This is a genomic window from Actinoallomurus liliacearum, assembly GCF_039542035.1.
GTDB lineage: Bacteria > Actinomycetota > Actinomycetes > Streptosporangiales > Streptosporangiaceae > Actinoallomurus > Actinoallomurus liliacearum.
This window is the reverse complement of record NZ_BAABHJ010000040.1, coordinates 758639-785472: the sequence shown is the minus strand read 5'-3', so window position 1 is coordinate 785472 and position 26834 is coordinate 758639. Positions and strand designations below refer to the sequence as shown.

General features: G+C 72.2%; 27 protein-coding genes. 11 read left to right on the top strand and 16 right to left on the bottom strand.

Annotated features, from left to right (window positions below; translation table 11 throughout):
* Positions 1 to 67 precede the first annotated feature (67 nt).
* Positions 68 to 1027, bottom strand: a complete 960-nt coding sequence (locus ABD978_RS42470) for an ArsR/SmtB family transcription factor (protein ID WP_345367168.1) — start codon at positions 1025 to 1027, stop codon at positions 68 to 70.
* Positions 1028 to 1098: 71 nt separating this feature from the next.
* Here ABD978_RS42470 and ABD978_RS42465 point away from each other — a divergent pair, with 71 nt between their 5' ends.
* On the top strand, positions 1099 to 2352 hold the full coding sequence (locus ABD978_RS42465) for an MFS transporter (protein ID WP_345367166.1): 1254 nt from the start codon (positions 1099 to 1101) through the stop codon (positions 2350 to 2352).
* Here the strand turns inward: ABD978_RS42465 and ABD978_RS42460 are convergent.
* The 3 genes from ABD978_RS42460 to ABD978_RS42450 form a co-directional block, all read right to left on the bottom strand.
* Positions 2268 to 3293, bottom strand: a complete 1026-nt coding sequence (locus tag ABD978_RS42460) for an RCC1 domain-containing protein (RefSeq protein WP_345367164.1) — start codon at positions 3291 to 3293, stop codon at positions 2268 to 2270. The two genes, ABD978_RS42465 and ABD978_RS42460, sit on opposite strands and share 85 nt — an antisense overlap.
* Before the next feature lie 189 nt (positions 3294 to 3482).
* Positions 3483 to 4265: a phosphatase PAP2 family protein gene (locus tag ABD978_RS42455; protein ID WP_345367162.1), complete on the bottom strand. Its 783-nt coding sequence runs from the start codon at positions 4263 to 4265 to the stop codon at positions 3483 to 3485.
* 65 nt (positions 4266 to 4330) lie between these two features.
* On the bottom strand, positions 4331 to 5020 hold the full coding sequence (locus ABD978_RS42450; RefSeq protein ID WP_345367160.1) for a phosphatase PAP2 family protein: 690 nt from the start codon (positions 5018 to 5020) through the stop codon (positions 4331 to 4333).
* Between the two features lie 202 nt (positions 5021 to 5222).
* Between ABD978_RS42450 and ABD978_RS42445 the strand changes: the two genes are divergently transcribed.
* From ABD978_RS42445 to rodA, 4 genes are all read left to right on the top strand, one after another.
* Positions 5223 to 5900 carry a DUF2231 domain-containing protein gene (locus ABD978_RS42445; RefSeq protein WP_345367158.1) on the top strand — a complete coding sequence of 226 codons (678 nt, stop codon included), beginning with the start codon at positions 5223 to 5225 and terminating at the stop codon, positions 5898 to 5900.
* A gap of 259 nt (positions 5901 to 6159) precedes the next feature.
* Positions 6160 to 6561, top strand: coding sequence for a hypothetical protein (locus ABD978_RS42440; RefSeq protein ID WP_345367156.1), 402 nt, complete (start codon positions 6160 to 6162; stop codon positions 6559 to 6561).
* Between the two features lie 93 nt (positions 6562 to 6654).
* A complete protein-coding gene (locus tag ABD978_RS42435; RefSeq protein ID WP_345367154.1) occupies positions 6655 to 7239 on the top strand; it encodes a carbonic anhydrase in 585 nt (194 codons plus the stop codon).
* A 188-nt stretch (positions 7240 to 7427) separates the two neighbouring features.
* Positions 7428 to 8606 (top strand): rod shape-determining protein RodA, encoded by a 1179-nt coding sequence (gene rodA, locus ABD978_RS42430; protein ID WP_345367152.1) that lies wholly within the window; start codon positions 7428 to 7430, stop codon positions 8604 to 8606.
* Positions 8607 to 8832: 226 nt separating this feature from the next.
* Here the strand turns inward: rodA and ABD978_RS42425 are convergent, their stop codons facing one another.
* Positions 8833 to 10488 carry a carboxylesterase/lipase family protein gene (locus ABD978_RS42425; protein ID WP_345367150.1) on the bottom strand — a complete coding sequence of 552 codons (1656 nt, stop codon included), beginning with the start codon at positions 10486 to 10488 and terminating at the stop codon, positions 8833 to 8835.
* 136 nt (positions 10489 to 10624) lie between these two features.
* On the opposite strand from ABD978_RS42425, the gene ABD978_RS42420 reads away from it, so the two are divergent.
* Positions 10625 to 11092 carry an SRPBCC family protein gene (locus ABD978_RS42420; protein ID WP_345367148.1) on the top strand — a complete coding sequence of 156 codons (468 nt, stop codon included), beginning with the start codon at positions 10625 to 10627 and terminating at the stop codon, positions 11090 to 11092.
* 58 nt (positions 11093 to 11150) lie between these two features.
* Here the strand turns inward: ABD978_RS42420 and ABD978_RS42415 are convergent, their stop codons facing one another.
* Positions 11151 to 11603: a hypothetical protein gene (locus tag ABD978_RS42415; protein ID WP_345367146.1), complete on the bottom strand. Its 453-nt coding sequence runs from the start codon at positions 11601 to 11603 to the stop codon at positions 11151 to 11153.
* 266 nt (positions 11604 to 11869) lie between these two features.
* Positions 11870 to 12583: a L,D-transpeptidase family protein gene (locus ABD978_RS42410; protein ID WP_345367144.1), complete on the bottom strand. Its 714-nt coding sequence runs from the start codon at positions 12581 to 12583 to the stop codon at positions 11870 to 11872.
* A 70-nt stretch (positions 12584 to 12653) separates the two neighbouring features.
* On the opposite strand from ABD978_RS42410, the gene ABD978_RS42405 reads away from it, so the two are divergent.
* Positions 12654 to 13268: a DUF1707 SHOCT-like domain-containing protein gene (locus ABD978_RS42405; protein ID WP_345367142.1), complete on the top strand. Its 615-nt coding sequence runs from the start codon at positions 12654 to 12656 to the stop codon at positions 13266 to 13268.
* Between the two features lie 12 nt (positions 13269 to 13280).
* Here ABD978_RS42405 and ABD978_RS42400 read toward each other — a convergent pair whose 3' ends face one another.
* Entirely contained in the window at positions 13281 to 14948 is a 1668-nt protein-coding gene (locus tag ABD978_RS42400) for an MFS transporter (RefSeq protein ID WP_345367140.1), read from the bottom strand.
* A gap of 116 nt (positions 14949 to 15064) precedes the next feature.
* Positions 15065 to 15556 (bottom strand): 2-thiouracil desulfurase family protein, encoded by a 492-nt coding sequence (locus ABD978_RS42395; RefSeq protein WP_345367138.1) that lies wholly within the window; start codon positions 15554 to 15556, stop codon positions 15065 to 15067.
* An 88-nt stretch (positions 15557 to 15644) separates the two neighbouring features.
* Here ABD978_RS42395 and ABD978_RS42390 point away from each other — a divergent pair, with 88 nt between their 5' ends.
* Positions 15645 to 16535 carry an alpha/beta fold hydrolase gene (locus ABD978_RS42390; protein ID WP_345367136.1) on the top strand — a complete coding sequence of 297 codons (891 nt, stop codon included), beginning with the start codon at positions 15645 to 15647 and terminating at the stop codon, positions 16533 to 16535.
* Here the strand turns inward: ABD978_RS42390 and ABD978_RS42385 are convergent.
* From ABD978_RS42385 to ABD978_RS42365, 5 genes are all read right to left on the bottom strand, one after another.
* Positions 16525 to 17619 carry a DUF711 family protein gene (locus ABD978_RS42385; protein ID WP_345367134.1) on the bottom strand — a complete coding sequence of 365 codons (1095 nt, stop codon included), beginning with the start codon at positions 17617 to 17619 and terminating at the stop codon, positions 16525 to 16527. The genes ABD978_RS42390 and ABD978_RS42385 overlap by 11 nt on opposite strands.
* Positions 17620 to 17621: 2 nt before the next feature.
* Positions 17622 to 19058: a DUF7059 domain-containing protein gene (locus tag ABD978_RS42380; protein WP_345367132.1), complete on the bottom strand. Its 1437-nt coding sequence runs from the start codon at positions 19056 to 19058 to the stop codon at positions 17622 to 17624.
* Between the two features lie 2 nt (positions 19059 to 19060).
* A complete protein-coding gene (locus tag ABD978_RS42375; protein WP_345367130.1) occupies positions 19061 to 19918 on the bottom strand; it encodes an N-acetylmuramoyl-L-alanine amidase in 858 nt (285 codons plus the stop codon).
* Between the two features lie 243 nt (positions 19919 to 20161).
* Positions 20162 to 20398, bottom strand: a complete 237-nt coding sequence (locus tag ABD978_RS42370; protein ID WP_252784072.1) for a hypothetical protein — start codon at positions 20396 to 20398, stop codon at positions 20162 to 20164.
* A 272-nt stretch (positions 20399 to 20670) separates the two neighbouring features.
* The gene (locus ABD978_RS42365) at positions 20671 to 21708 is read right to left on the bottom strand and encodes a LacI family DNA-binding transcriptional regulator (protein ID WP_345367129.1); all 1038 of its coding nucleotides are present in this window, start codon (positions 21706 to 21708) and stop codon (positions 20671 to 20673) included.
* Between the two features lie 227 nt (positions 21709 to 21935).
* On the opposite strand from ABD978_RS42365, the gene ABD978_RS42360 reads away from it, so the two are divergent.
* Positions 21936 to 22637 (top strand): TetR/AcrR family transcriptional regulator, encoded by a 702-nt coding sequence (locus tag ABD978_RS42360; protein ID WP_345367128.1) that lies wholly within the window; start codon positions 21936 to 21938, stop codon positions 22635 to 22637.
* 273 nt (positions 22638 to 22910) lie between these two features.
* Here ABD978_RS42360 and bldC read toward each other — a convergent pair whose 3' ends face one another.
* Together bldC and ABD978_RS42350 are read right to left on the bottom strand one after the other, a co-directional pair.
* Complete coding sequence (gene bldC, locus ABD978_RS42355; RefSeq protein ID WP_141956617.1) at positions 22911 to 23114, bottom strand: developmental transcriptional regulator BldC; 204 nt, start codon at positions 23112 to 23114, stop codon at positions 22911 to 22913.
* Between the two features lie 240 nt (positions 23115 to 23354).
* Positions 23355 to 24221, bottom strand: coding sequence for a DUF8083 family protein (locus tag ABD978_RS42350; RefSeq protein WP_345367127.1), 867 nt, complete (start codon positions 24219 to 24221; stop codon positions 23355 to 23357).
* 251 nt (positions 24222 to 24472) lie between these two features.
* On the opposite strand from ABD978_RS42350, the gene ABD978_RS42345 reads away from it, so the two are divergent.
* Positions 24473 to 25540, top strand: a complete 1068-nt coding sequence (locus tag ABD978_RS42345) for a Glu/Leu/Phe/Val dehydrogenase dimerization domain-containing protein (RefSeq protein WP_345367126.1) — start codon at positions 24473 to 24475, stop codon at positions 25538 to 25540.
* Positions 25541 to 25777: 237 nt separating this feature from the next.
* The gene (locus ABD978_RS42340; protein ID WP_345367125.1) at positions 25778 to 26005 is read left to right on the top strand and encodes a DUF3073 domain-containing protein; all 228 of its coding nucleotides are present in this window, start codon (positions 25778 to 25780) and stop codon (positions 26003 to 26005) included.
* Positions 26006 to 26834 lie beyond the last annotated feature (829 nt).

The following is a 26834-nucleotide window of genomic DNA, read 5'->3' as shown; positions in this document are numbered from 1 at the left end:
CGGCCCGAGCAGATTAGGGTCCGCCTCGATCAAGGTCAACTCGATTCGGGAAAGGTGCTGGATAAGGTCAGGCGGTGGTGCCGAGGAAGGATTCGGCGATGGCGGTGCGGGCGTAGAGGACGGATCGGCCCGCGCGGTGGGCGCTGACCATTCCGGCGTCGCGCAGCGCGGTGAGGTGCTGGGAGACGCCCGCCGCGGAGATGCCGGTGCGCCGGGCGAGGTCGGTGGTGGAGGCCGGCGCCGCCAGCTCGGTCAGGAGGAGGGTCCGGGACCGCCCGAGCACGGCGGCGATGGCCTCGGCGCGCGCGACCGGGCGGTGCTCCCACAGCGTGCCGGTGCCCCGGGCCGGGTACGCGAGCTGCGGCGACTCGGGCGGGCGCGACCAGGTGTAGACGTGCTCGGCGAACGCGGAGGGGACGAGCAGCAGGCCGGGTCCGGCGCTCTCCCGCGAGATGACGCACTGGCGGCGGACCAGGCGCAACGTGTTGTCGTCCCAGCTCAGCGTCGAGTGCAGCTCGTTGAACAGGTGACCGGTGCCGCGTTCGGCGACCTGGCGGGCGCGGTGGAAGACGTCCGCGTCGAGCAGAGCGCGGATCTTGGCCCAGTACGGCGCGAGCGCGAGATCCCAGTACGCCTGGATCTCCTCGCACAGGCCGTCGAGCCGGTCGTCCAACGTGGGGTGATGGAGACCGCTCCTGCGGAGGAGGTCGAGGTCGGCGTCGACCTGATCCGCTGGGGTGGCGCGGACGGCGGCCAGCTCGGTGGCGAGGTCGGGGGCCGGGTCGTCGGCGGGCGGGGTAAGGAAGTCGGGAATGTGGCCGGAGGGCGTGATCAGCCGGCCGAGCGACCCGTGATCGAGGCCGGCGGCGGCCACCCGGGGCCGTACCTGCTCCAGCCATGGCCGGTGCACCGGATGCGCCGTGCCGGACGCCAGCAGGCGGAAGCTGGTGATGACCTCCCACATCGGGGAGACCGTGAACCGGGTCAGCGCCAGGTCGTCCGCCGAGAAGGCCAGTTCGGACTGCACGACGCCTCCGTGGATTCGGTCCAGGCTTAATCAATGGTGAGGATTGTAGGGCCAGACGCAGGATTCCCGGCATGGTGTCCACCTTCCGCGGACTGCCGCGCACCGCCTGGGTCCTCTTCGCCGGAACCGTCGTCAACCGGCTCGGATTCGTCGTCACGCCGTTCCTCGTCTTCTATCTCGCGTCACGCGGCGTCTCGACCGAACAGGCGTCGTACGTCCTGGGGGCGCTCGGGGCGGGCAACCTGATCGGGCCGGTGATCGGCGGGCTCGCCGCCGATCGCGTGGGGCGGCGGGCCACGATGCTGGCCGGTCTCGTCGGTACGGCACTCGCCCACGGGCTGCTGTACGCCGCGCCGAACCTGGTGACGCTGGCGCTGGCGGCCCTCCTCCTCAGCGCCGCCGCGACCACGGTCACGCCGGCCTCCGGCGCGCTGATGACCGACGCGGTGCCGGGTGATCAGCGCCGCGCGGCCTTCTCCCTGTTCCACTGGGGGGTCAACATCGGGACGGCGGTCGCCGGGGTGCTCGGCGGGTTCCTGGCCGCGCACGGCTACTGGTCGCTGTTCGCGCTCGACGCGGCGACCTCGCTGGCGTTCGCCGTCATCGTGGTGGCGCTGCTGCCCGGCGGGCGCGCCGGGAGCGGGCGGACCGACGCCGCCGAGGGCGGGGCCGGGTACGGCGTCGTGCTGCGGGACCCGCTGATGCGCGCGCTGCTGCCGCTGCTCGGCACGGCCTTGGCCATCTACTCGCTGACCGAGGTCTGCCTGCCGCTCGCCATCCGCGACGACGGGCTGCCCACCACCACGCTCGGCATGATGGCCACGCTCAACGCCGTCCTGGTCGTGGTCCTGCAGCCCGTCGCGCTGCACGTCCTGGCCCGGTTCCGGCAGATCCCGGTGTACGTCGCGGGCAGCGTGCTGGTGGCGGGCGGCATCGCCCTGACGGGGGTGGCCCACGGCCCCTGGGCGTACGCGGGGACCGTCGCGCTCTGGTCGGTCGGCGAGGCGACGGTCGGCGGTGTTCCCGGCGCGATCGTGGCGGGTCTGGCCCCGGAGTACGCCCGCGGCCGGTACCAGGGCGCGTTCCAGTGGACCTGGGGCATCGCCCGGTTCGCGGCCCTGTCGGTGGGAACCGGCGTGTACGCGTCGGCCGGGCCGGCCGTGGTGTGGTGGTTCAGCGCGGTGGCCGGCACGGCGGCGGCGCTGGGCGTCGGAGCGCTGGCGCCCCGGATCGCCCGCCGTCAGCCGCCACCGCCGCCCGCTCCCCCCGCGCCGCCCGCTCCCCCGGCCGCGCCCGTGGTGCCCGAGCCGGCCATAGCGGGCTGACCTGGTCCGCCGACGTTGCCCCATTCGAGGACGGTGCCGTCGGTGCGCACGGCGACCACGAAGTCGTTGCCCGCGGAGAGCTGGATGATGCCGCGCGCCCAGCGTGGCGGCCTCGCCTGGCCGAACTCGTTCCGTCCCCAGCCGAACGCGGTCCCGTCCCACCGGAGCGCGGCGACGAAACGATCGCCGCCGGAGACCTGCCGGAGACCGGAGACGCGGTTGGCGATGCTGACCTGACGGAAGTCATCGGCCCCCCAGGCGAAGAGCCTGCCGTCCCAGCGGAGGGCCAGGGAGAAGACGCCGCCCGTGGACAGGTCCCGCACCCCCGAGAGCCAGCGCGGGGGACTCGCCTTCCGGAACTCGTCGTTGCCCCAGCCGACGACCCTGCCGTCGGTGCGCAGCGCGATGCCGAAGCGATCGCTGGCCGACGCGAGGATGATCCCGGAGAGCAGGCGGGCCGCACTGACCTCGCGGAACCGGTCGTCGCCCCAGCCGACGACGGTGCCGTCCCACCGCACCGCCAGGGCCCAGTCGCCGCCGGCCGAGATCGACCGGACGCCGGTCAGCCAGCGCGGCGGGCTCGCCTTGCCGAACTCGTCGTTTCCCCAGCCCACCACGGTGCCGTCGGTGCGCAGCGCGATGCCGAAGTCCCTGCCGGCGGAGATCGCGGTGATGCCCCTGAGCCGGCGCGGGAGGCTCGACTGGCCGAATTCGTCCCGCCCCCAGCCGACGACCGTGCCGTCCGTACGAAGCGCCAGCGCGAAGTCGTCTCCGGCGGAGACGGCCGTGATGCCGGAGAGCCGGACGGGCGGGATCGGTCTCGGAAGGTACCTGCCCCGGGCCGGCAGTGCGGCGAACGCCGGAGCCGGCACACAGAGCACCGGCAGGGCCACGGCGGCGATCACCGCGGCCCACGGGCGCGGTCGTGTCCTCGGCTTCATGGTGCTCGGGCTCCCCGCGAGGTGGGCCGCACGGACGTACGGCGAGACGATCTGTCGGCACCATGCTTCCGCGCGGCCCCCGGGCGAGGCGGCCGATCCCGGTCACGGCACCGTCAGCAGCCGGAAAACAAGCGGCCCACGCCGCACCTCCCGGCCGTCGACGCCCGTGCTCAGGCCGGTGCGCTCAGATCAGGCGGAACGGGCGTGGTCCTCACCGGCGATCCGCGCCTCCGCCTCGGGCTCGGTGCCCTCGTGGAACGGGTCCGCCGGGCGGCGGCCCTCGCCGCGCCGCCACGTCTCGAACGCCGCCGTGGTGGCCAGCACGATGGCGGCGCCGAGAAGCCACCCGGCGATGACGTCGCTGAGGTAGTGCACGCCCAGCAGCACCCGGAACAGCCCGGACGCCACGCTGAGCACGGCGGCGGCCGCCCACGCGACCGCCCGCCAGGCCCGCCGCAGGAGCGGGAGCAGGACCAGCACGATCGTCGCGGTGCCCACCACCGTCATCAGCGCGTGCCCCGACGGGAACGACCCTCCGCCGGAGTGCGCGATCGGATTGGGCAGTACGGGGCGCGTCCGGCCGACGGCCGTCTTGAGCGTCGCGCTCACCACCCCGGCCACCAGTACGTTCGCCGCCGCCCAGACGGCGAGTCGCCGCGCCCCCCGGTAGAGAAGCCACGCCGCGAGCGCGAGGAGGATCGTCCGGAACACCCAGGGATGGAAGACGTACGCGGTGGCCCGCAGCGGACCGACCAGTGCCCGGTGCCGCAGGACGAAGCCGTGGGTGTGCGTCGTGGCGGTGTCGTCCAGGTGCCGCAACGGCGCCCAGTGGACGTCGACGAGCGCCAGCAGGACGACGAACGGCACGACGACGAGGAAGACGGCGGCACAGGCCAGGGTCAGTCTCAGCCCGAGACGCCCGTCCGGGCTGAACCGCCGGTAGGTCCACCTTCGCGCACGTTGTCGCCACATGTCGCAGCCTTACCCCCTGACCCGGCGCCCTATCGCGCTGCCGCCTCCCCGAGAGCGCGGCGGCGTCAGCGCCGCCCGGTGGGCGTCCGATGCGAGCGACCGGCGTGATGCCGGCCGGCGGCGGGAGTTCCCACGTCCTCCAGCCCGCTGCGGATGCGCGGCAGGTCCAGGAACCCCGAGACCAGGAGCGCCGCGCTCACCGCGGCGAGGCAACCGCCGACCACGTCGAGCAGGTAGTGCACGCCGAGGTACATGCGGGCGAACGCCACGACGCCGGCGAACAGCACGCCGACCGTCATCGCGAGCGGCCGCAGACGCCCGCGTACGAGCATGCCGAGGATGAGGGCGACCGCGGCGGCGACGGTGGCGTGCCCGCTCGGGAAGCTCATCGCGTTGTCCGGCGGGATGACCCACAGCCGCCGCGGCGGGCGGTGCTCGGCGACCAGGGTCTTCACGACGAACGCGATCGCCAGCGCGCCGATCATCAGGCAGGCGGTCAGCAGCGCGTCACGACGGCGCCGCGTGAACCACAGGACCGCCGGCACGACGACCGCGACGACGACGCCGACCGCGGCCTGCGCGACCAGGGTCGCGGCCTTGGCGACGAGGGTGAGGGCGGGCGTCCGCAGGGTCACGAGATGCTCGTCGATGCGGAGGTCCGCGCTGGTCAGCGCTGCGGTCTTGGCGGCCGTGCCCAGCACCGCCAGGACGGCCAGCAGCAGTATCCCTCCGATGATCTTCGCCCGACTCGTCACGTCCTGCCCTTCCAGCCCACCGCGGGGTTCACCGCGATTTCACGACCAGGACACGTTAGCGCCGCGTTCGCCACGCTGCGCGGCAGACGCGACACATCGGGTAAGTGATCGGCGACACGGAGGCGGAACCCGGGCGGGTTTCAGAAGCGATTCATAGCCTTCTCACAGCCATCACCGGAGCACCTCTCATAACTTCGGGACCATGACTACGGCCCTGACCGGATCCGACAGCCCGACGAAGCCGCCCACGCGGCGGTTCTTCCCTTCGGACCCCTCGGTCCTTCTCCTGGCGGCGACCGTGGTGGTCGCCGTCGCGGTGGCCCCGTTCGAGCTGTCCAAGCTCTTCGGCCTGCCCGCGCACGCGCTGTTCCTGCACGTCCCGGTGGTGCTCGTGCCCATTCTGGCGGGCGTCGTCATCGCCCTGGCCGTACGCCCCGTCTGGCGGGTCCGATACGGCCTGGCGGCGGGCGTCTTCGGCATCGTGACGATGGCGGCGACCATCCTCACCGCCGGCGCCGGTGAGAAACTGCGGGACGAGCGGATGCAGCGGATGGGGCGGCTGCGGCCCGGCGGCGCCCCGGCCGGCGGTCCGGGCGGCGCCCCGCGCCAGGGCGGCGGCGGAGAGGGCAACCTCCTCGACCGGCACGCCGAACTGGGCTCGCAACTGCGCCTGCTCGTGCTCGCCCTCGTCGTCCTCCTGGTCGTCCTCGTCATCCTCGCGCGGTACCGCGCGCTCAGCACCACGGAGGGCCTCCTCGCCAATTCGGTCCTCGGCACCGTGGTGGCCGCCCTCGCCGTCGTGGCCGCGGTCGTCTCGGCGATCTGGGTCGTGCGGACCGGTCACCTCGGCGCCGAGATGACCTGGCACGAGGGCGGCTGAGCGGAGTCCGGGCCGCCCCGGCCCGCACCGAGACCCTCCAGAGTGAAGACGTCAGGGACCGAGCCGATCCGGACACGGCTCGGTCCCTGACCTGTTCACGCGACCGGAGTGACGGTGGGTGGCGACACCGCCACCTCTGCCTCCCCACACGTGTAGACCCGCCGCCGATGGCAACATAGAGTCATTGATTGAGCACTCTTGGTAGTCGATTGGAGTCGGGTTGGCCTGGGGGCGGCGAGTGGAGGACGGTGCGCTCCGGATGGCACGCGCGACCGCCGTCATCCTGTGGGCGCTGACCGTCACCGTCGTCCTCCTCGTGCACGGCGCCGCCCCGCATGGCGCGCACCCGGCGGCCGTACTGGCGTCCATCCAGGCCGATCGCCCGACGTCGGACCCGTGCCCGGCCACCCGGTCGACGGACCGGCTGCGCCCCGATCCGGGCGACGGCGGCCGCCCCGTGCCGTGGGGCCACTGCGACGCCATCCTGCACCGGTCGCCCGCGCCGCCCTCCGGCCCCGGCGCCCAGCTCCTGCGCGGATGCACCGGGCAACCGACCTGGACGGACGCGGACCCGCGCTCGACGACGCCCCGCCGCCTCGCGCGCTCGGCGCGGCACCTCGCGCACCCCGAAGCCGCCCGGCTGCAGGTCCTCCGCTGCTGATCCGCGGCCCGCCCGTACGTGCGGAGCAGGGGGTGCCGCGCGTACGGGAGCACCGGTCCGCCTCACCCGTCTTCAGCGCGAAGGACATGTCCCATGCAGTCACTGATCGACCATGCCCGCAGCTTCCATCAGCAGGTCGCGACCCACCGCGGGCGGCTCTCCCCGTCCCGGCCGGACCGCACGCCGCAGGCCGTCTTCGTCTCCTGCTCCGACGCCCGGGTCGTCCCCGCGCTGCTCACCGGCTCCGCGCCCGGCGACCTGTTCGAGCTGCGCACGGCGGGCAACGTCATCCCGCCCCACCGGGTGGGGCGGCTGACCGCCGAGGCGGCGACCCTGGAGTACGCCGTGAGGATCCTCGGCATCGCGGACCTCATCGTGTGCGGCCACACCCGGTGCGGCGCGGTCCGCGCGCGTACAGGCGGCAGCGCGCTCCGCCACGCTCCGACCACGCGGTTCTGGCTGCTGCACACGCATCGGTGGCGCGGGATCCGCGCCCAGGAGCAGGAGGACCCGGGCCGGTCGCACCTCGTCGCCCAGCTCGACAAGCTCCGCCGCTATCCGTGGGTGGCCCGGCGCCTGGCCAACGGCACGCTGCGGCTGCACGGCTGGTTCTACGACGTCGAGACGGGCGCGGTCTGGAGGTACCGCCCGGATACCGGCGCGTTCGTGCCGTTGTAGCGTCCCGACACCGCCCGCCCCTCGCCTGAGGACCCTTTCCGCTGCTCACGAGTATGCTCACAGAGTGACTGATCGATCACGAGGCGTCATGTGATCGATCTGCCGCCCGGGGTCACGGCCGCCGCCGCGGCCCGGGCGCGGATGGTCAGGACCCGTCGGGGGGCGGGTTGGGGGGTGCCATGCTCGGGATGCACGACACGGTACGGACGGCGCGGCGGCGTTCGCTGCTGCGTCGCTGGTCCGGCCACGAGTCACCGCTGCGCCGGCTGGACTGGGTCCTGCTGAGCGCCGTCGTGATGCTGACGCTGATCGGGACGCTCCTCGTATGGTCGGCGACCCGGCCGGCCCTGCTGAACACCGGCCAGGACCCGCAGGTCTTCCTCAAGAAGCACCTGCTGACGGTGGCGATCGGCCTCGGTCTCGCCGCGCTGGTCACGGCGCTGGACTACCGGCTCGTCCGCGCGTACGCGTCGATCGTCTACGGCGCGTCCTGCGTGGGCCTGATCCTCGTGCTCACCCCGCTCGGCTCGACGATCAAGGGCCATCACTCCTGGATCGAGCTGGGCGGCGGTTTCCAGCTCCAGCCCGCGGAGTTCGCCAAGGTGGGCCTGGTCGTGGTGCTCGCCGTGCTGCTCGGCGAGCCGCGGGACGCCCAGACCGCCCCGGACACCCGCGACATCGTGGCCGCGCTCGTCCTCGCCGGGGTGGTCGCGGGCCTGATCATGATGCAGCCGGACCTCGGCACCACCATGGTGCTCTCCGTCGTCGTCCTGGCGATGGTGGCCATCTCCGGCGTGCCCAAGCGCTGGCTGGTGACCATGGTCGCCGGCGGCGTGGGCGGCGCGATCGCCGCCTGGCAGTTCCACCTGCTGAAGCAGTACCAGATCAACCGGTTCATCGCCTTCGCCGATCCCGCGGCCGACCCGAGGGGCGCGGGATACAACGCGGCCCAGGCCCGGATCGCGGTCGGCTCCGGCGGGCTGGCCGGTCAGGGGCTGTTCCGGGGGCAGCAGACCGGCGGCCACTTCGTCCCCGAACAGCACACCGACTTCATCTTCACGGTCGCCGGCGAGGAGCTCGGCTTCCTCGGCTCCGCATTGATCGTCGTGCTCGTCGGCGTGGTGCTGTGGCGGGGCCTGCGCATCGCCGCGCAGTGCCCGAACGGCTTCGGGATGCTCGTGGCGACCGGGGTCGTGTCGTGGCTGGCGTTCCAGACGTTCGAGAACATCGGCATGACGATCGGCATCATGCCGATCACCGGGGTCCCGCTGCCGTACATCTCGTACGGCGGCTCGGCGACGCTCGCCAACATGATCGCCCTCGGCCTCCTCGAGGCCGTCTACGTCCGCCAACACCCCTTCAGCTGACCAGCGGCCTGAGCCGGCGCGGCCACACGGGACCTTGCCGTCGGCGCTGACGGCACAAAACGCACGATCGGGACGAACCCCGTCCTCAACGACGGCGAAGTGACCGCAGCGACGGCGAAGCAGGCATCACGGTGACGGGCTTCACGTCACCATCGGGGAGAGCGCGGGAACGGCCCCGGCGTTGCCGCCGGGGCCGTTCCCGAGTCGTCCATCCGCGCCAGGTCGCCTACTCGGCGGTGTTCCAGAAGGCGCACTGGTGCTCGGTGGCGTCGTCGACCGAGCCGATCCGGGTCGGCGCCAGTGTCTGGACGTGCCGGGTCCCCGAGGCGTACGCCGCCCAGGCGGGGGCGCCGTCGGCGTCCGGCGCACCGCTGTGGGCGAACGCGGTCCAGTAGGCGATCATCTTCCCCGCGAGCGCGCGCTGGGCGGCGTCGAGGGTCACCGGCGTGCCGTCCGGCCGGTTCACGTCGAACAGGTAGGTCAGGTCCGAGATGTGCGACGCGCCCGCCGGGAATCCCTCGGGGAACGCCGTCCAGGTCGGCGCGTTCGGGTCGGCGAACTCGTACGCGTGCACTGAGGTCCGGCGCGCGAGCGCGTCCGCGTCCCGCAGGACCGGGCAGACCGTGGTGCGGTCCGTCTCGATCGCCGCCCAGGCCAGGGCGGGCGCCCACTGGTCGCCCGCCGCCGCGTAGGCGGACGGCGGGTAGTGCCGGCGCACGTCGGCCGCCCGCGCCCCGTACGCCTGGTCGGTGAGCCGGACGTACCGCTGCTCGGTCATCGGCGTCCCGCCGTATGCCGGGTTCACGAGGGAGGTGGTGACCATGCGGCCCTCGTCGCGGGTGTGCCCGATGATGGTCGGGACCCGGTTGAACCGCCCGGCGCGGATGGCCGCCTCGGGGTTCTGCGGCAGGGTCGGCGTGCCGTACGCCCCGCTGGAGAACTCCTCGGTGTGCGGCAGGAGGCGGTCGGTGGGGAGCCCGCGCAGGCAGTCGATCGCGGTCGCCGCGTCCGCGCAGCCGAGTTCCTTGGCCAGCGCGCCACCCTGCGCGTCGACCTCCGCGAGCGGCTTCCACTTGGTCGTAGCGGTCGTCGTGGGCGCCTGCTGCCCGAGCATGAGGGTCGGGATGTAGCTGCCGCAGCTCGCGCTCTGGATGACGACCTTGTCGTACAGTCCCTTCGCGGCCGGGGAGGTCAGCTGCCCGCACGTGCTGATCGCCCCCGCCGACTGGCCGAACAGGGTGACGTTGCCCGCGTCTCCGCCGAAGGCCGCGGCGTTCCGCCGGATCCAGCGCAGTGCCGCCTGCTGGTCCTGCAGCCCGAACGTGCCCGAGCCGGGGAGCCCGGCGTGCCCGAAGAATCCGAAGATCCCGAGCCGGTAGTTCACCGTGACCACGACGACGTCGCCCTGCGCGGCCATCTGGCGCGGCTCGAACTGGCTGCCGGAGCCGGTGGTCAGGTCACCGCCGTGGAGGAACACCATCACGGGCTTCTTGTGCGCGGCCGACGCGTCGCGCGGCGTCGTGACGTTGACGGTGAGGCAGTCCTCGCTGACCGTGCTGCCCACCGGTTTGTTGTACGGGGACTGCGCGCACACCGGTCCGGGCTTCGTCGCGTCCCGGGGGCTGGACCAGGGGGTCACGGGCCGGGGCGCCGTCCACCGCAGTGAGCCGACCGGGGGCGCGGCGTACGGGATGCCGTTGAACTCTCGCACGTCGGTGCCGATGCCGCCCAGGACCGGGCCCGAGGCCGTCCTGACCAGCCGGCCGTCCGCCGTGTCCGTCTCGGCCAAGGCCGGGGCCGCCACGAGCCCCGCCGCCAGGAGGCCGGTGGACGCGGTGACTCCGAGCCGTACGGCGTTTCGCGTGATCTGTCGTCTCGTCATGTCTGGAAGCCTCGGGGGCGGCGCTGACCGGACGGCTACCGGTCGCTGACAGCCGCGCGCCGGACGGTCAGCGGGCCGCCCTGGTGCGGGGCGCCGTGGTGCGAGATCGTTGGGGGGCGACGCCCGGGAGGTCGGCATGGCAGGCGACGGACGCGAATTCTCGGTCACGGTGACCGCGCACAGCAGCGCCGCTCCGGCGACGTTGTTCCGGCTGGCCGCGGACGGTGGCCGCTGGTCGGAGTGGGCCGGGACCCTCGCGCCCCGGTCGTCATGGGAGCGGCAGGGCGACCCGCCACCGGGCGGGATCGGCGCGATCCGCCGCCTCGGCCTGTGGCCGATCGTCGTGCGCGAGGAGACGGTCGCCTACGAGCAGGACCGGCTGCACGGCTACGCCCTGCGCACGCCCGCCCCGATGCGCGACTACCGGGCCGAGGTGACGTTCGAGGCCCGGGACGGCGGCGGCACGGACGTCGTGTGGCAGGGCACCTTCACCGAGCTGATCCCCGGCACGGGCCGGCTGGCCGAGCGGGCGCTACTGCTGCTGCTGCGCTCGCTGGCCCGCCGGCTCGTACACGCCGCCGAACGCGACGTCAGGACACCCTGACCTGTGGAACCCGCCCGAGCTCGACGCCGAGGTGGACTCAGGTGGCGTGCCGGGTCGGCTACTGGAAGGTGTAGACATGCCCGCCGTTCGCACAGCGGTCGGCGCAGTATCGCATCGTCTCGGTGACCCGCTTGGCGCCGAAGTCCGCGGTGAACGAGTCCTTGACGTCGCCGGCGTTGGCGACGCAGCTTGGTCGTGCCGGGGTGAGGGTGCAGTAATCCTCCGGTTCATCACCGGTCTGCCACATCCGTTTCGTCCGCGTGTGGACGGTCGGCGGGTCGGACGTCCAGCACACTTCTTCTGTGATGTGACCATTGGCGTTGGTCCATGGCCTGTAGTCGTACCCCCAGTACTGGCACTGTTCCGCGTCGGCGGTCTGCAGGGGCGGGGCGGCTGCGGGAAGGCGCGTGGCCTGGTCCGCTGGGGTGAAGGGCACCGCCATGGCTTGGGGTCCGGGGCCGGCGATGAGGGCGACGGTCGCCGACAGGGCGGCTGCGGTCCGGATCTTCATGCGATACCACCTGAGGTCGGGGATTCCACCGTCACGCTACCTTACGTGAATGATCGAAGACTCAGGGTAGCGAAGCCGGGCGACGTGGAGCCCCCGCCGAGGTGACGTTCGAGACTCGGGACGATGGATCAGGACGTTTCGACCTCCGGGACCCGGTCCAGCTCGACGCCGAAATGGGTGCGGTAGGCGGCGAGCACCCCCGCGTCGTCGCCGAGCCGCTCCTCGCGTCGCTCGCCGTCGACCGTACGGATGAGGGTGCGGCCGTTCTAGGAGTGGAAGAGCGCGCTCCGTGGACCCATGATCATGCGGTCGTTCGGCACGAGGCTGCGCATGACGGCGCGCAGCTCCGGCTCCCTGATCGACACGCAGCCGGCGGTCGGGTTGATCCCGCCGACGTGGAAGAAGATCGCCGAGCCCAGTCCGGGCTTGGCATTCGGCCGGTTGTAGTTGATCACGACGACCTGGCGGTACGGGCCACGCTGCGCGATGGCCGACAGGTCCTCGTCGGTCGAGCGGCACGTGCCGGAGTAGAACTCGTTGTAGTCGCTCTTGCCCGGCGTGGCGCCCCAGCAGTCGCCGCTGTCGCGCAGCGTGCGGTACTTCAGCCTGGTGCCCGGGTTGCCGAGGCCGAACGCCTCGGTGAGCGTGAACGAGCCGGTCGGCGTCTTGCCGTCGCCCTCGCGCTTCTCGCCCGGCCGGGCGAAGGCGGCGGTCCCCGCGCGCCCGGTGGTCTCGCTGACCTTCTTCCAGGAATTGCCCTGCTTGGCGCACTCGGTGACCACCACGTGGTTCGAGTCGTACGAGGAGGAGGTCGCGAACACCACGTGCGACGCCGACCCCGTCGGATATCGCAGCTTCCCCTGGTTCGCGGCGGAGCACGGGTCGAAGGCCTGGGCCTGTGCGGCGGGCGCCAGGCCGGTGAACATCGCTCCGCCGGCGAGGGCGAGTGACGCGAGAAGGGCGGTTCGTTGCGGTCTCATATGAAACCCCCAGCGTGTTTGCCGACCACAAACCCTACGCACCGAATTACGGGCGATCTAGGGTGGCGTCATGACGAATCTTCCGGAGCGGCGCGAGTTGCGCATCTCCGATGCCGAGCGCGACCAAATCGCGGCGATCCTTCGTGAGGCGGCGGGCGAGGGCCGGCTCGACCTCGAGGAGCTCGACGAACGCCTCACGGCAGTCTACGCCGCCAAGACGTACGGCGACCTGGAGCCCATCACCCGTGACCTGCCCGAACCCGCGACCCGGCCGGCCGCGGCGCCGCGCGGCGACCGGTTCGGCGGGACGCCCGGCTCCCGCGTGGTGCTCGGGATCATGAGCGGGTTCCAGCGCAAGGGCGCGTGGGTGGTCCCCGAGGAGCTCACCGCCGTGGCGTTCTGGGGCGGTGGGCAGCTCGACCTTCGGGAGGCGAAGTTCGAGGCGCCCGTGGTGACCATCCGGGCGTTCGCCGTCATGGGCGGCATGGAGATCCTGGTGCCCGAGGACGCCGAGGTGCACGTGAACGGCATCGGCGTCATGGGCGGCTTCGACCACCGTGCGAGCGGCGTGGGCGCCGCGGGCGCGCCGAAGATCATCATCACCGGTTTCGCGTTCTGGGGCGGGGTCGGCGTCCAGCGCAGAGCCTCCGACGCCGAGTTGCGGCGCCGGAAGCTCGAGGGCTGATCGTCCGAGGTCTCACTCCGGGTCGCGGGCATGCCTCGGCAGCAGGAACGCCGCGAGGAAGGTCAGGCCGAGCAGGCCCACCTCGACCCACAGCGTGATCTTCATCGTCCCGACGAACCCGCTCTTCAGCGCCGTACTGCCGATGTCGGCGGCCGCCCGCTGCGCCGGGACACCCGCCGCGCGCACCTCTCCCTCGGCCCGGACGCAGGACGCGGGGACGGCCTCGGCGTCCTTGGCCACCGCACGGTCGTGGCCGCAGTCGCGCAGCCCGGCGACGAGCCGGTCGCGCGCCGGTCCGGACACCCCGGCCGCGGCGAACGTCTTGGGCGCCGTCGTGTCCGTGGCGGACGCGACCTGGCCGCCGAGGACCCCGAAGAAGATGGTGCCGAGGACCGCCACGCCGAGGGCGCTGCCGAACTGCTGGACGGCGGTGAGCGTGCCGGACGCCGAACCGGTCTCGTGCGGCTCGACTCCCGCCAGCACGGTGTCGAAGAACGGCGCCATCAGCAGGCCCATGCCGATGCCGGTGAGCGTCAGCGCGGGGACGAACTGCCAGGGGCCGACCCCCGTACCGGCCAGGTGCAGGGTGAGGACGACGGCCGCGACGCCCAGAGCCATCACCAGCGTCCCGCCGTGGATCACCTTGCGGCCGAACTTCTGCACCGCCTGGGCGACACCGAAACCGATGATCACTCCGACCGACCAGGGCACCGTCGACAGCCCGGCCCGCAGCGGGGAGTACCCGAGGCCGATCTGCAGGAAGAGGCTGAAGACGAGGGAGAACCCTGCCATGCCGGAGAAGAACACCGTCCCGACGATCAGCCCGCCCGTGAAGCCGCGCTTGTGGAACAGGCTCGGCACGACCAGCGGGTCACCGCCCGCGCGCTTGGTGCGGGCCTCGTACCAGCCGAAGAGCCCGAAGACGGCGACCCCGGCGGCGATCATCGCGAACGTCCAGGCCGGCCAGCCGAGCTCACGGCCCTGCACCAGCGGATAGATCATCAGCAGGGAGGCGACCGCGGCCAGCACCACGCCGGCGAGGTCGAGTCTGGCCACCTGCGGTGACCGGGAGGCGGGCAGGAAGCGCAGCCCGCCGAGCACGGCCAGCAGCCCGAGCGGCAGGTTGATGAGGAAGATCATCCGCCAGCCGGTGCCGAAGAGGTCGGCGTCGATGAGCCAGCCGGCGAGGAGCGGGCCGCCGACCGAGGACAGCCCCATCACCGGGCCGAACATCCCGAACGCCTTGCCCATCTCCTGCTCGGAGAACATCTCCTTGATCATGCCGAGGCCCTGGGGGAGCATGACCGCCCCGAAGAGCCCCTGCAGGCCGCGGAAGGCGATCAGCGTCTCGGGCGACTGCGCCAGCGCGCACAGCAGCGAGCCGGCTGTGAAGCCCAGCGCGCCGATCACGAACATCCGCTTGCGGCCGGCGACGTCGCCCAGTCGCCCGCCGGTGATCAGGCCGATCGACATCGCCAGCGTGTAGGCGGCGCCCAGCCACTGCACGGTGCTCGCGCTGCCGCCGAGATCGGCGCGGATCGACGGCGCCGCGATACTCGTGATCATGGCGTCCAACATGTCCATGACCTCGGCGGCGAGAAGGACGAACAGGGCGACCCACCGCCAGCGGTACACCACCGAGGTGCCGACGCCCACCCGGGACTCGTCGGTCGCGGTCATGGCCCCTCCTTTGACGTTATTACTCGTTTCGCGAGAAGATATATCGCGTATAGCGAGAGAGGTCAAGACATATCGCGTTTGAGTACCCGCTGTTCGAGATGACCGGGCGAGCGGGTTCAGCGCTCCAGTTCGGCCAGGTGGGCGGCTGCCGCGTCGATGTCGTCCTCGGCGAACACCGCGATCCCGCTCCGCTCCAGCAGGGCGGTCGTCACGCCCTCCCCCGGCACCGTCGTGCCGCTGAAGCCGCCGTCGTAGATCCGCACGACGCCGCAGGAGGGACTGCGCTCCTTCAGGATCGCCATCCGCACGCCCTGGGCGCGCGCCTGCTCGAGCGCGTGCCGCGCGCCCTTGAGGAAGTGCGCCGTGACGTCGGTGCCGTCGGGGGTCAGCACCCGGGCCCGCCCGTCCAGCACGTCGCCGCCCACGCCGCCGTGGATCTCGGCGGGCGGGCGTGGCACGGGCAGCCCGCCGCGCACCTCCGGGCAGACCGGCACGAGACGCCCCTCGGCCCGCCACCGCTCGAACAGGCGGTGGCCGCTGCGCTTGCCGGTGCCGTCGTAGCGCACCGGCGTGCCCAGCAGACACGAGCTGACGAGGATGCGTTCCATCGGGTTCAGCGTAGGTCAAACCTGGAATACACAGATGTGACGACGGTCTCATACCTCGGCGACACCTGGGCGTGCCAAGCTTCTGATCATGAGTTCGATGCAGGCGGATCTCCGGCGGGGACTCTCCTTCGTCCGCCGGGTCGGCAGAACCCGCGAGAGCGTCGTCGAACCCGATCTGCCGCCCGCCCGCGTCGTCTCACTGCGCCGGCGCGGCGAGGTCACCGTACGCGCCGTCGAGGGACCCGCGCCCGTGCTTCTCCTGCACGGCTGGGCGCTCACCGCGGACGTCAACTTCTGCCACCTCATGCCGCACCTGGCCCAGGGCATGGTGGCGATGGACCACCACGGACACGGGCGCGGGCCGAGCCGGCCCGGCCGGTTCCGCATCGAGGCCGCGGCGGACGACCAGGCCGCGCTGCTCGACGCCCTGGGCATCGACGAGGTCGTCGTGTGCGGCTACTCCCTCGGCGGCCCGGTCGGTCTCGAACTCGCCCGCCGCCACCCCGACCGGGTCGCCGGCCTGGTGCTGCAGTCCACCGCCCTGCGCTTCGACAGCCCCGCCGACCGGGTGACCCGGCCGCTGCTGAAGGCGCTCCGGCCGCTGACCCGCTTCGACGTCGGCCGTACGGCCCCGCTGCGCTACTTCAGCGACACCCGGAACCGCAGCGAGGAGACCGTCCGGCTGTGGCCCTGGCTGCGCCGCGAGCTCGTACGCGCCCATCCCCGGGCGATCATCGACACCATGCTGGCGGAGTACGAGTTCGACTTCCGGCCGCACGCGCCGCAGCTCGCCGGGCTGCCCACCGCCGTCGTCCTGACGACACGGGACCGGGCGGTGCCGCCCGCCGACCAGTACGAGATGGCCCGCCGCCTGGACGCCGAGGTGCTCGAGATCGACGACGACCACGACGTCTTCCTCGCCGACCCCGAGACCTACGTCGCCACGACCCTGGAGGCGATCCGCCGCGTCACCACCTGACCGTCGTGTCGGTCAGGTACTCCGAGGTGAACGCCGTACGGTCGCCGTCGCGCGTGCCCGGGACCGGGAACAGCCGCGCCGACAGCGGCTTGCGCAGGCGTACGGCCAGGGCGGTGACGTCCAGCAGCAGCCGGGCGATGGCGTCGGCGGAGCTGTCGCCGGGCAGCGGCACGGTGTCCAGGCCGGTGCCGCAGACCGAGGAGTACGCCAGCAGGTCGTGCAGGCCGATCCGGCCCTCCTCCCAGCGCCGGGCGAGCACGACGTCCTCCATCACCGGCAGCATCAACCCGTTGTAGCCGCAGGTCGGCAGGTCCGTGCTCCGGATGCCCGCGGTCAGCGCGGCGGCGACGGCGAGCGTGCCGGGCGCGCCGAACTCCCCGGTGATCTCCTCGAACGCCGCGCCGATGCTGTCCGCGCCGTTCGGGGCCGGCGACAGGTCGATCCCGCCGAACGCCACGCCCAGCTCGGCGGCCACCCGCTCGGCGAGCCGCACGACCGGCGCGGCCTCCTCGGTGACGGCCGCGGCGAAGCGCTCGGTCAGGCCGTCCAGGCCGCCCTTGGCCGCGCCGACCGCGATGCTCGCGCCCTGCAGGCCGACCGTCAGGTTCGCCGGCCCCTGGTGGTACGCGGCGGGGAAGAACGGGCTGCCGGGCGGGACGCACGCCAGCGCCGCGAACCGGAAGTTGCCGAAGCCCTCCTCCGTCTCGTTCGCCAGCCGGAGCATCGCCTCCGCCACCGGCCGGGCCGCCGCCGTGTTGCCGTCGAGCCGGACGGTGCAGTTCAGCGCGTCGTTCCCGATCAGCAGGTCCGGGATGGTCTCGACCCCCGACGTCGCCGGCCCGAGCGAGCAGTACGTCAGGCCCGCGTCGTCCAGCGCGGCCTGCAGGTCACGCGCGTACGCGACGGTCGGCGTCATGTCGTCGAACACGGGACGGGTGGACAGGCGGAGCGTCTGCACCTCGTATCCGGCGTCGCGGAAGACCGCCTCCGCGCGGCGCAGCGCGTCCGCGCCCTTCGCGACGACGTCCGCGGCCAGCGGGTGCGGCTCGGGCACCCCGAGGGTGAGCGTACGGATCGGGACCATGCTCAGATGATGTCAAAGAACCCGTCGGCCACCAGATCGGGCAGCACGGCAAGCGCCCGGGCCCGTACGATCCCGGCGTCGGCGCCGGTGAGCTCGGCGATCGCGTCGAGCAGCGGGCCCAGAGGCAGGTCGCCGTCGCAGGCCCCCGCCAGCGCGGCCTCGACCGTTCCGACCTGGGCCGCGCGGCGCAGCCCGCTCGTCTGCCGCAGCACGATCCGCTCGGGGTCCTCCGCGCCCGGCGGGCCGATCTGCTCCTGGACGACGCCCGGCGCGGTGCGCAGCGTGGTCGACGGGGTGAGGTGCGGCCGGGCGCGTACGACCTCCCGGACATAGCCGCCCACGGGCTGGTCGACGGCGTGCCGCAGCTCCTCGACCCGTACGTCCTCGCCGCCGGAGGCGTGCAGGGTGATCCAGCCGAAGCCGACGCCGGTGACCTTGTGCGCCTCGAAGTAGTCGAGCCAGGCGTCGTAGCGGGAGCGGTACTCGGGCGAGCCGACGTCGCAGGAATCCCGCAGCCACAGCTCTGCGTACTCCGCGGGGTCCTGCACGTCGCGCTGGACCACCCAGCCGTCGACGCCCGTGATCCAGTCCGCGACGCGTTCGCGCCAGTCCTCGCCCTCGACGTGCAGCCAGTTCGCCAGCAGGTGGCACCAGCCGCCCGGCGCCAGGTGCGCGGGCGCCCGCCGGACCAGGCGCCGGCACAGCTCGTCGCCCGGCAGCCCCGTCTCCCGGTACTCGAACCGCAGGTCCGGCGAGATCACGAACGGCGGGTTCGACACGATCAGGTCGAACGTACGGCCCGCGACGGGCTCGAACAGCGAACCCTCCAGCAGCTCCGCGTCGATCCCGGACAGCGCGAAGCTCAGCCGGGCGAGGTCCAGGGCGCGCGGGCTGACGTCGGTGGCGGTGACGCTCCGGGCCCGGTCCGCGAGGTGCACGGCCTGCACGCCGGACCCCGTACCGAGGTCCAGCACGTCGCCGACCGGGCCGCGGACGACCAACTGCGCCAGGTTGTTCGACGCGCCGCCCTGCCCGACGACGTGGTCCGGGTGAAGGGGGACGCCGCCCGGCCGGGCCTTCAGGTCGGAGACGATGTGGCCGCGGGCGGACGGCGGATCGCCGACGCCGGACGCGGACTCGACCGGTTCGACGTGCAGCAGCGCGCGGACCTCGTCGCCGGACCGCTCGATCAGGCCGAGCGCGGCCAGGTCGGCGACCGGCAGCGCCGACTCCGGCACCGGCACCTGCAGCCAGAACAGCCGGACCAGCGTCTCCAGCGGGGTGCCGCCCCGGGTGGCCCGCAGCGCCGGGACGATCTCGTCGCGGGCCAGCGCCGCACCGGCGACCGGCCCGAGGAGGTGCCGCACCCCGGCGACGGTGTAGTCGGCGTGTTCGAAGAGCCCGCGCACGCGCGCGGCGGCGCCCTGGTCGACGGCCATGCTCAGCCCAGGAACTTGACGAAGCCGTTCGCGAGGGCCTCGGCCATCTGCTGGCGGCCCTGCGCGCTCTTCATCTTCGCCGCGTCACCCGCGTTGCGCATGTTGCCCGCCTCGATGAACACCGCCGGCCGCGTCGAGACGTTCAGCCCGCCGAGGTCGCTGCGGACGTCGATGCCGTCCTTGCCGAGGTAGGTGGAGTACGGGATGCCGGTGCCCTCGTGGAAGGCGTCGCGCAGATCCTTACCGAGCCTGCGGGACGGCGCGAGGATCGAGTCGTTGTGGCCGCCCTTGATCTTCGCCGGCTCGATGATGTGGAACCCATGCCCCTTGGCGGGCGCGCCGTCGCCGTGGATGGCCAGCACCGCGTCGGCGTTGGCGCGGTTGCCGATCCGGGCGCGCTCGTCGACGCACGGGCCGACACCGGTGTCGCTGTGCCGGGTGAGGATCACCTTGGCGCCCTTCGCCTTCAGGATCTTGGCGAGGCGGTTCGCGACGTCCCAGGTGAACGCGTGCTCGGAATAGTCGTCGTTCGTGGCGGTGCCGGTCGTGTTGCAGGGCTTCTTGCCGTTGTAGATGTCGACGAGCTTGTTGATCTCTTTGGGGTGCGCGGCGTTGCCGCCGTTGTGCCCCGGATCCAGCACGATGACCTTCCCGGCGAGGGGCCCCTGCCCACCGCTCGGTCCGCCGGTCGGCGACGGGGATCCCGAGGAGACCGGCGCGGGGTGCGAGACCGTCGAGGACGCCGTCGGCGGAGACGCCGACGACGAGCCGCCGGAGCCGCAGGCGGTCAACCCACCCGCGAGCACGGTCATGACCAGGGCGCTCAGCGCCCTGCCGGAGCGAACCGTCGAACAACGCATCACGACCAGTCTGCCAAATCCCGACGAGTGCCGCGTCCCGCCCCCGGAAAGAGTGCCGGAGGGGCGAGTGGCCGGAGGGGCGAGTGGCCGGAGGGTCTGAGTGGCCGGAGGGTCTGAGTGGCCGCCGTCGCTCTCTCCGCGCTGAGTCGGGCGACGGCGGCCACGCCTGAGGCCGGTCGGCGGCCGCCGACCGCACGGAACGGCCGCCCCGGCCGCCCGCGACCCACCGGCCACCGCCACCGGTCAGCGGACGGCGCTCTCCTTGCCGAGCAGGACGGCGAGGGCCCTGGCCTCGTCGGCGTCCAGGCCGAGTACCACGCGAGGCCGGCCCCACGGGTGGTCGATCGAGTGGCTGACGTATCCGGCGACGGACTCCGTCACCTCCTCGATCAGCCCGCGCGCGTGCCGCCACTGCGACCAGGCGCGCTCCAGCTCACTCGCCGCCCGCTGCGCGGATGACACAAGCTCCGGATCACGCACGATCGCCCCCTGGCATCTCTCGGCTCCGCCCGCCCGCCGCCCGGCGGTCCCGGGTCCACGCCCCGGCCGTCCCCCCGAACAGGGCCGGTGGCGACTCCCGATGACGGACCCGCCGGGCGGCGGTCACGCACCCATTAAGGCGGCCGCGCCGACCGCCGGTACGCGGGTTCGGCGAGGCTTGACGCCGCCCTTACCGACCGGAGACCACGGCCGGACGAGAGGCGCCCGAAGGTAGATCGGCAATGCCGTACGGGAGCGCGGTCCGCCGGATCTCAGCGCGGGACGGGGCCGGTGGTCGAGCGGATGACCAGGTGCGGCACGACCAGGGTCTGCTCCGGTACCCGGAACGGGTCGTCGATGCGCGCGCACAGGCGCTCGGCCGCGACCCGGCCCATGTCGCGGCGGGGCTGGTCGACGCTGGTCAGCGCGATGTGGCGGATCGCGGCCAGGTGGGTGTTGTCGTAGCCGACGATCGAGATGTCGTTCGGTACGCGCAGGCCGCGCTCGTCGGCGGCGGACAGGACGCCGGTGGCGACGAGGTCGTTCGGCGCGAAGATGGCCGTCGGCGGCTCGGCGTGGTCGAGCAGCTTGCGGGCGGCGCGGTAGCCGCCCTCCTCGGTGAAGTCGCCGGGCTCCACGACGATCCGGTCCTCCAGCCCGTGCCGGCGCATCGCGTGTTCGTACCCGGCCCTGCGGTAGTGCGCCGTCGTCGAGGGGGCGCCCTCGATGTGGGCGATCCGGCGATGGCCGAGTTCGACGAGGTGGTCGATCGCGAGCCGCGCGCCGAGCTCGTCGTCGTCGACGACGATGTCCACGCCCTCGATGTCGCGCTCGCCCACGACGACGACGGGGACGTTCTTCGCCGTGTCGGTCAGCGTCTCCGGCACGACGCTGAGCAGCACGAGCCCGTCGACGCGCATCTCCAGGAACGCCTCGACGGCCTCCGCCTCGAACTGCGGGTCCCAGCGTCCGCTGCCGACGAGCATCCGCAGCCCCGCGCCGTGCAGGCTCTCCTGCAACCCGTCGAGGAACTCGGCGAAGAACGGGTTGTGCAGGTCGGCGACCAGCGCGCCGATCAGCCGGGTGCGGCCCTCGACCAGGCTGCGGGCGACCGCGTTGGGGCGGTAGCCGAGCTCCCTGGCGGCCTTCAGCACGGCCTGCCGGCGCGCCTCGCTGACGTGCGGCGACCCGCGCATGACGAGCGATACCAGCGACTTCGACACGCCGGCACGCTCCGCCACGTTACGGATGGTCGGCTTCGCCGCCGGCACCTTGGGCACGGCCGCCTCCTGGCGTGGGTCCTCGGGCATTTGGGGGTTCTCCTGTCCCGGCGACCGCCTGAATCAGGGACAGATACCGGCGGACCGCCGCAAGGGAGGAGATGCCATGATGCCCTTCTATCGCCCTCCTCGCCCCTGACCGTCGGTAATGGGCATGCACGGATGGCATTTCGGGCCAGGTCACTACATCTGGTCTAGGCGCTGACCAGCCATTGACCGAACCACCGCCGGAAAGCCTGCTCCGATACGCTTCCACTGTGGGTGATCGCGCAACCGCTCCGGACGAGCAGTCGGAGCCGCCCCGGCGTTCTGGCGGCGGCCGACCGGCCCGACGTCGGCTGAGCGTCGACGAGCGCCGCGAGGAGCTGATCGCCGCCGCCCTGGAGCTGTTCAGCGACCGGCCGCCCGAGGAGATCTCGATCGACGACGTGGCCGACGCGGCGGGGGCCTCCCGCGCGCTGGTCTACCACTACTTCGGCGGCAAGCAGGAGCTCTACCTCGCCGCGTTGCACACCGCCGCGAAGCAGCTCGGCGAGCTGCTCGACCCGCCGGCGGAGGGCCGGGGCCTGGAGCGGCTGGCCGTGTCGCTGCACCGGTACTTCGACTTCGTCGAGCACTACGCCGCGGCGTTCGTCGCGCTGCTGCGGGGCGGCCCGGCCTACCGGACCGGCGAGATCGGCGAGGTCATCGAGGGCATCCGCAACTTCGTCATGAACCGCATCACCGCCACGATCGGCGCGGACGAGCCGGGCCCGATCCTGCGCATCACGCTGCGGTCGTGGATGGCGTCCGTCGAGACCGCGGGTCTCGACTGGCTCGAACACCGTGACATCCCCCGGGACGAACTCGAACGCCTGCTCATCGACCACCATGTCGTGCTGCTCGACGTCGCCGCCCGGCACGACCCCGAAGTGGCGGCGCTCATCGAGCGGCTGTCCCGAGAGTCCCGCGCCACCTGATCCCCCAAAGGCGCGACACGCCGGACAGCGTGGATGCCCCGCCCGGTCTCGGGCGGGGCATCCATCACTTGGAGTCCGTGCAACCCCCCGGCTCGGCCCCGAAGTCACGGGACCGGTCGAACCTCACGGAAGCTCCCCGACCTGCCGCTGGCGGCGGACCTCCGCCACCTCGCGGCTCATGCGACACGCCCGGCGACGGCCGGCCGTGCGCCCCCCAGTGAACGTCGCCGGCGGGTCCGTACCGGTCACCGACGACTGATCGGGGTGCTCCGACTACTCCGACCGCTGCTGCGGGATCCCCCCCAGCAGAGCGCGGACCTCGGCCTCGCGGTAGCGCCGATGCCCTCCCAGCGTCCGGATTGACGTCAACTTCCCGGCCTTCGCCCAACGGGTGACGGTCTTGGGGTCGACGCGGAACATCGTCGCCACCTCTGCCGGCGTCAGCAGGGGCTCGGCCTCTGGCGTACGAGCTGACATTTGTGCGGCCTCTCCTCCGTGGACCGATGACAGCGATCCAGCGTTTGAACCTCGCGCGTGCCACTGATGTCTCTTATGGTCTGGATGGACCACTTTGACATCACAAGACGTAACCATGCCACCACTGAGCGCAACAGGCAAGTCCCTGATAGCAACTCTGTGATTTTTGGTGGTCGAGTCACGCTGCGTGATTCTAGCGACACGTATAGTCGCATCGCGCGGTGATTCGGCTAATTTTGCTCAGTTGGCGGATTCAAGAGCTCGTACAACCCGCCACCGGGCGGTCACGCGCTTGTGCATCGCGACGGCGACCTCGGCCTGCCCGGTCTCCAGTCCCATGATCGCAGCAGCGATCTCTCCGACCGACTCATCGGCGCGCAACGCCGCGTCGTCGAGCAGGTGCACCAGTCCGCCGTAGTCGAGTTCCACCAGGGAGTGCGGGTGAAACTCCTCGAGCCAGCGGCCCACCGACTCGACGTCCCCGAGGTCCAGCCCGTCGCCCACCTGACGCCGCAGGACGCCTCGGGCGCGCGCGACACGGCGGCGGGCCTGGGCCATCGGCGTGACGTAGATCAGCGTGCGCGTCGGCGTGGCGGTCATCGGGCCCCCGGACCCGGGCTCCGCCTGACCGCCGAGCACCAGCCAGCGCTCCTTGGCCACGAACGGCAGGAACCAGGCGAGCGGCACCTGCCAGGTACTGGACAGGATGTGCGGGCTCAGCGACCCGGACGACCGCTTCCAGCTCTCGAACGCCTCGTCCGCCTGCGCGGCGACGCGCGGCGGCACGAACATGTCCGCCAGCCCGTCGGGCATCTCCGCGCGGAACCGGTCGAACGCCAGCCATGACCGCAGGCGCGTCTCCCAGGGGCAGACATATGTCACGCCCTCGACACGCCGGACGTACGCGTCACCGCTCTCCCGCGTCGGCGCGACGATGGGCGGAACCGCGATCATCCGCCACAGTGCGCGAGTATGCTCGACGTCCAGCGCGCCGACCCGCCGCGGCCGTTCCTGCGAATCGACGTACGCCGACCAACGGGAGCGCTCCGGTTCGGGGTAGGCGGTCAGCGGTTCGTACACCCGGAGGTAGGCGGCGTAAGGCAACACGACCGCATCGTTACACGCCTATACGAAAAACGCTCGTCGCCAGGGCCGCCGAAATGCTCCTGAGACCTGTTCGGCGTTTACCGTGCCGCTGCCCGCACACCGGTCCCAGGACGCCTACCCTGATCCTGTCGGACTCATGCCCCGGTGCCGGCCCCGATCGTGCGATCCACGATGATGCGGCCGGCACCAGGTGTTCAGCCCATGCCTCACCCCGGCCATGGGCAGCGTGTGCTCAGAGAGGAGCCACCACAGTGACGAAGGTCTTCGGCACACCCCACGAGCAGGTCGTCTTCTGCCACGACGAGACCAGCGGCCTCAAGGCGATCATCGCCATCTACTCGACCGCGCTGGGTCCCGCGCTCGGCGGCACCCGCTTCTACCCCTACGGCTCCGAGGACGAGGCCCTGGACGACGTCCTGAACCTCTCCAAGGGCATGGCGTACAAGAACGCCCTGGCCGACCTCGACCTCGGCGGCGGCAAAGCGGTCATCATCGGCGATCCCGCCGTGGACAAGTCCGAGGCGCTGCTGCGCGCGTACGGGCGCTTCGTGCAGTCGCTGAACGGCCGCTACTTCACGGCCTGTGACGTGGGCACCTTCTCCGAGGACATGGACGTCATCGCGCGTGAGTGCGACTACGTGACGGGCCGTACGGTCGCGCACGGCGGCGCCGGCGACTCGTCGATCCTCACGGCGTTCGGGGTGTACCAGGGCATGCGGGCGGCGGCCGAGCGCGTGTGGGGCTCGCCGACGCTGCGCGGCCGTCGCGTCGGCGTCGAGGGCGTCGGCAAGGTCGGGCACCGGCTCGTCGAGCACCTGCGCGAGGACGGCGCCGACGTGGTGATCACCGACGTCGACGCGGCCGCCGTGGCACGCGTACGGGCCCGGCACCCGGAGGTCGACGTGGTCGACGGCCACGCGGCCCTCATCGCCTCCGACATCGACGTGTACTCCCCGTGCGCGCTCGGCGCGGCCCTCGACGACGAGACGGTCGCGGTGCTGGGCGCCAAGGTCGTCTGCGGCGGGGCCAACAACCAGCTCGCCCACCCCGGCATCGAGAAGCAGCTCGACGACCGAGGCGTCCTCTACGCGCCGGACTACGTCGTGAACTCCGGCGGCGTGATCCAGGTCGCCGACGAGATCGAGGGGTTCGACTTCGATCGGGCGAAGCAGAAGGCGAGCGGGATCTTCGAGACGACCCGGCGAATCTTCGCAATCGCCGCAGACGAGGGCGTACCGCCCGCGGTTGCGGCGGATCGACTCGCCGAGCGCCGGATGTCCGAAATCGGCCGCCTGCGAGGCATCCTGCTGAACCCGTGATCAGCGCACGCTGCGGATCCTCCCTCCCGCGAAGGCCACCGGAGCGGGCACGGGAGCGGTGGGTTAAGCTCTAGACCAGCCGCTGCCGTGCAGACGACGTACCGAGCTAGGCGCAAAACGGGTACGGTTGTATCCGTAGCCGGTGCGTGGCGTGTCGTCGCGCCCGGTTGCGGATGCGTAAGCGAGCGTAAGTGGGGCCGATACGACGGGTCCCCGACCATCGAGGGGGTCGAGCCAATGGGGCGCGGCCGAGCCAAGGCCAAGCAGGTTAAGGTTGCTCGCCGGCTGAAGTACAACAGCGGCGGGACGGACCTGGATCGCCTGCGCGGCGAGCTGGGCGTCAACCAGAACTCGCAAGATGACCATGACCCCTACGACGACGACTCGTCGTACGAAGACCTCGCATCGCGCTATGCGGACTACGCCGAGGACTACGACGAGAAGGACGGCACGAGCAAGAGCTGAGTGCCGTCCCGGCGTCTGAGCCACCCGGTCGCCCCGGCCGACCGAGGTCTGAGGGGTATGCCGGGATGTACGACCGAAAAGCGTCCCCGCTGCCAGGGCGGGGACGCTTTTCGTAACACCCGTTCCGGGTAGGCCCGCGCGCGGTTCGGCACGGGCGGCCCGCGGGCGGCATGGGCGGCGGCGCGAGGCCACGAACGGCACTGTGGGCGGCACCCGTGGCGCGCGACGGCAAGCCGTTCAGCACGGGCGGCGCGCGAGCCACCCGCGCGGGGTGGCTCGCGCGGGTCCGATGGCGTGCAGAAGTCTCGGGAAACGCGGCCGCCGCCACTCGATTCGCCGCATCTCGGCCGTGTCGCGGCACCGCCACTGCAGCGTTCACCGAGCCTTCCGGCCACACCGACCGCCGTTCCAGGTGCCGGGTCTCGGTACGGCACGAGGGACGCCTCCGGCGCGGTGGGTGGGCGGCCGGAGCGGAGGCGTGCTACCGAACGTGATCAGGACGCTACGCGACCAAGGTTGGGGCTTGGGGTTTGTAGGGGTTCGCCACTGGCACGTTCCACACAGATGTGCCGGACAACCAGAAATCTCACTCTTCGTACATTTTTGACGCCATGAGCGTTTTTTCAGAAGTTTTCAAGCTGACAGCGACCTTGACTCTCGGCCATATGCGGCCGTGATCTTTACCGTTTCTTGGGTGAGGATCGGCGTGTTCGAGACCCGTGATCCGGGTCCCAGCCACCCCGCCAGGAGTCACGTACATGCTCCAACCCCCCACCCGGCGGCGACCTCGTCGCCTCCCCCCTCCGCTCGCGGCGTGGTCCGCGGGCGG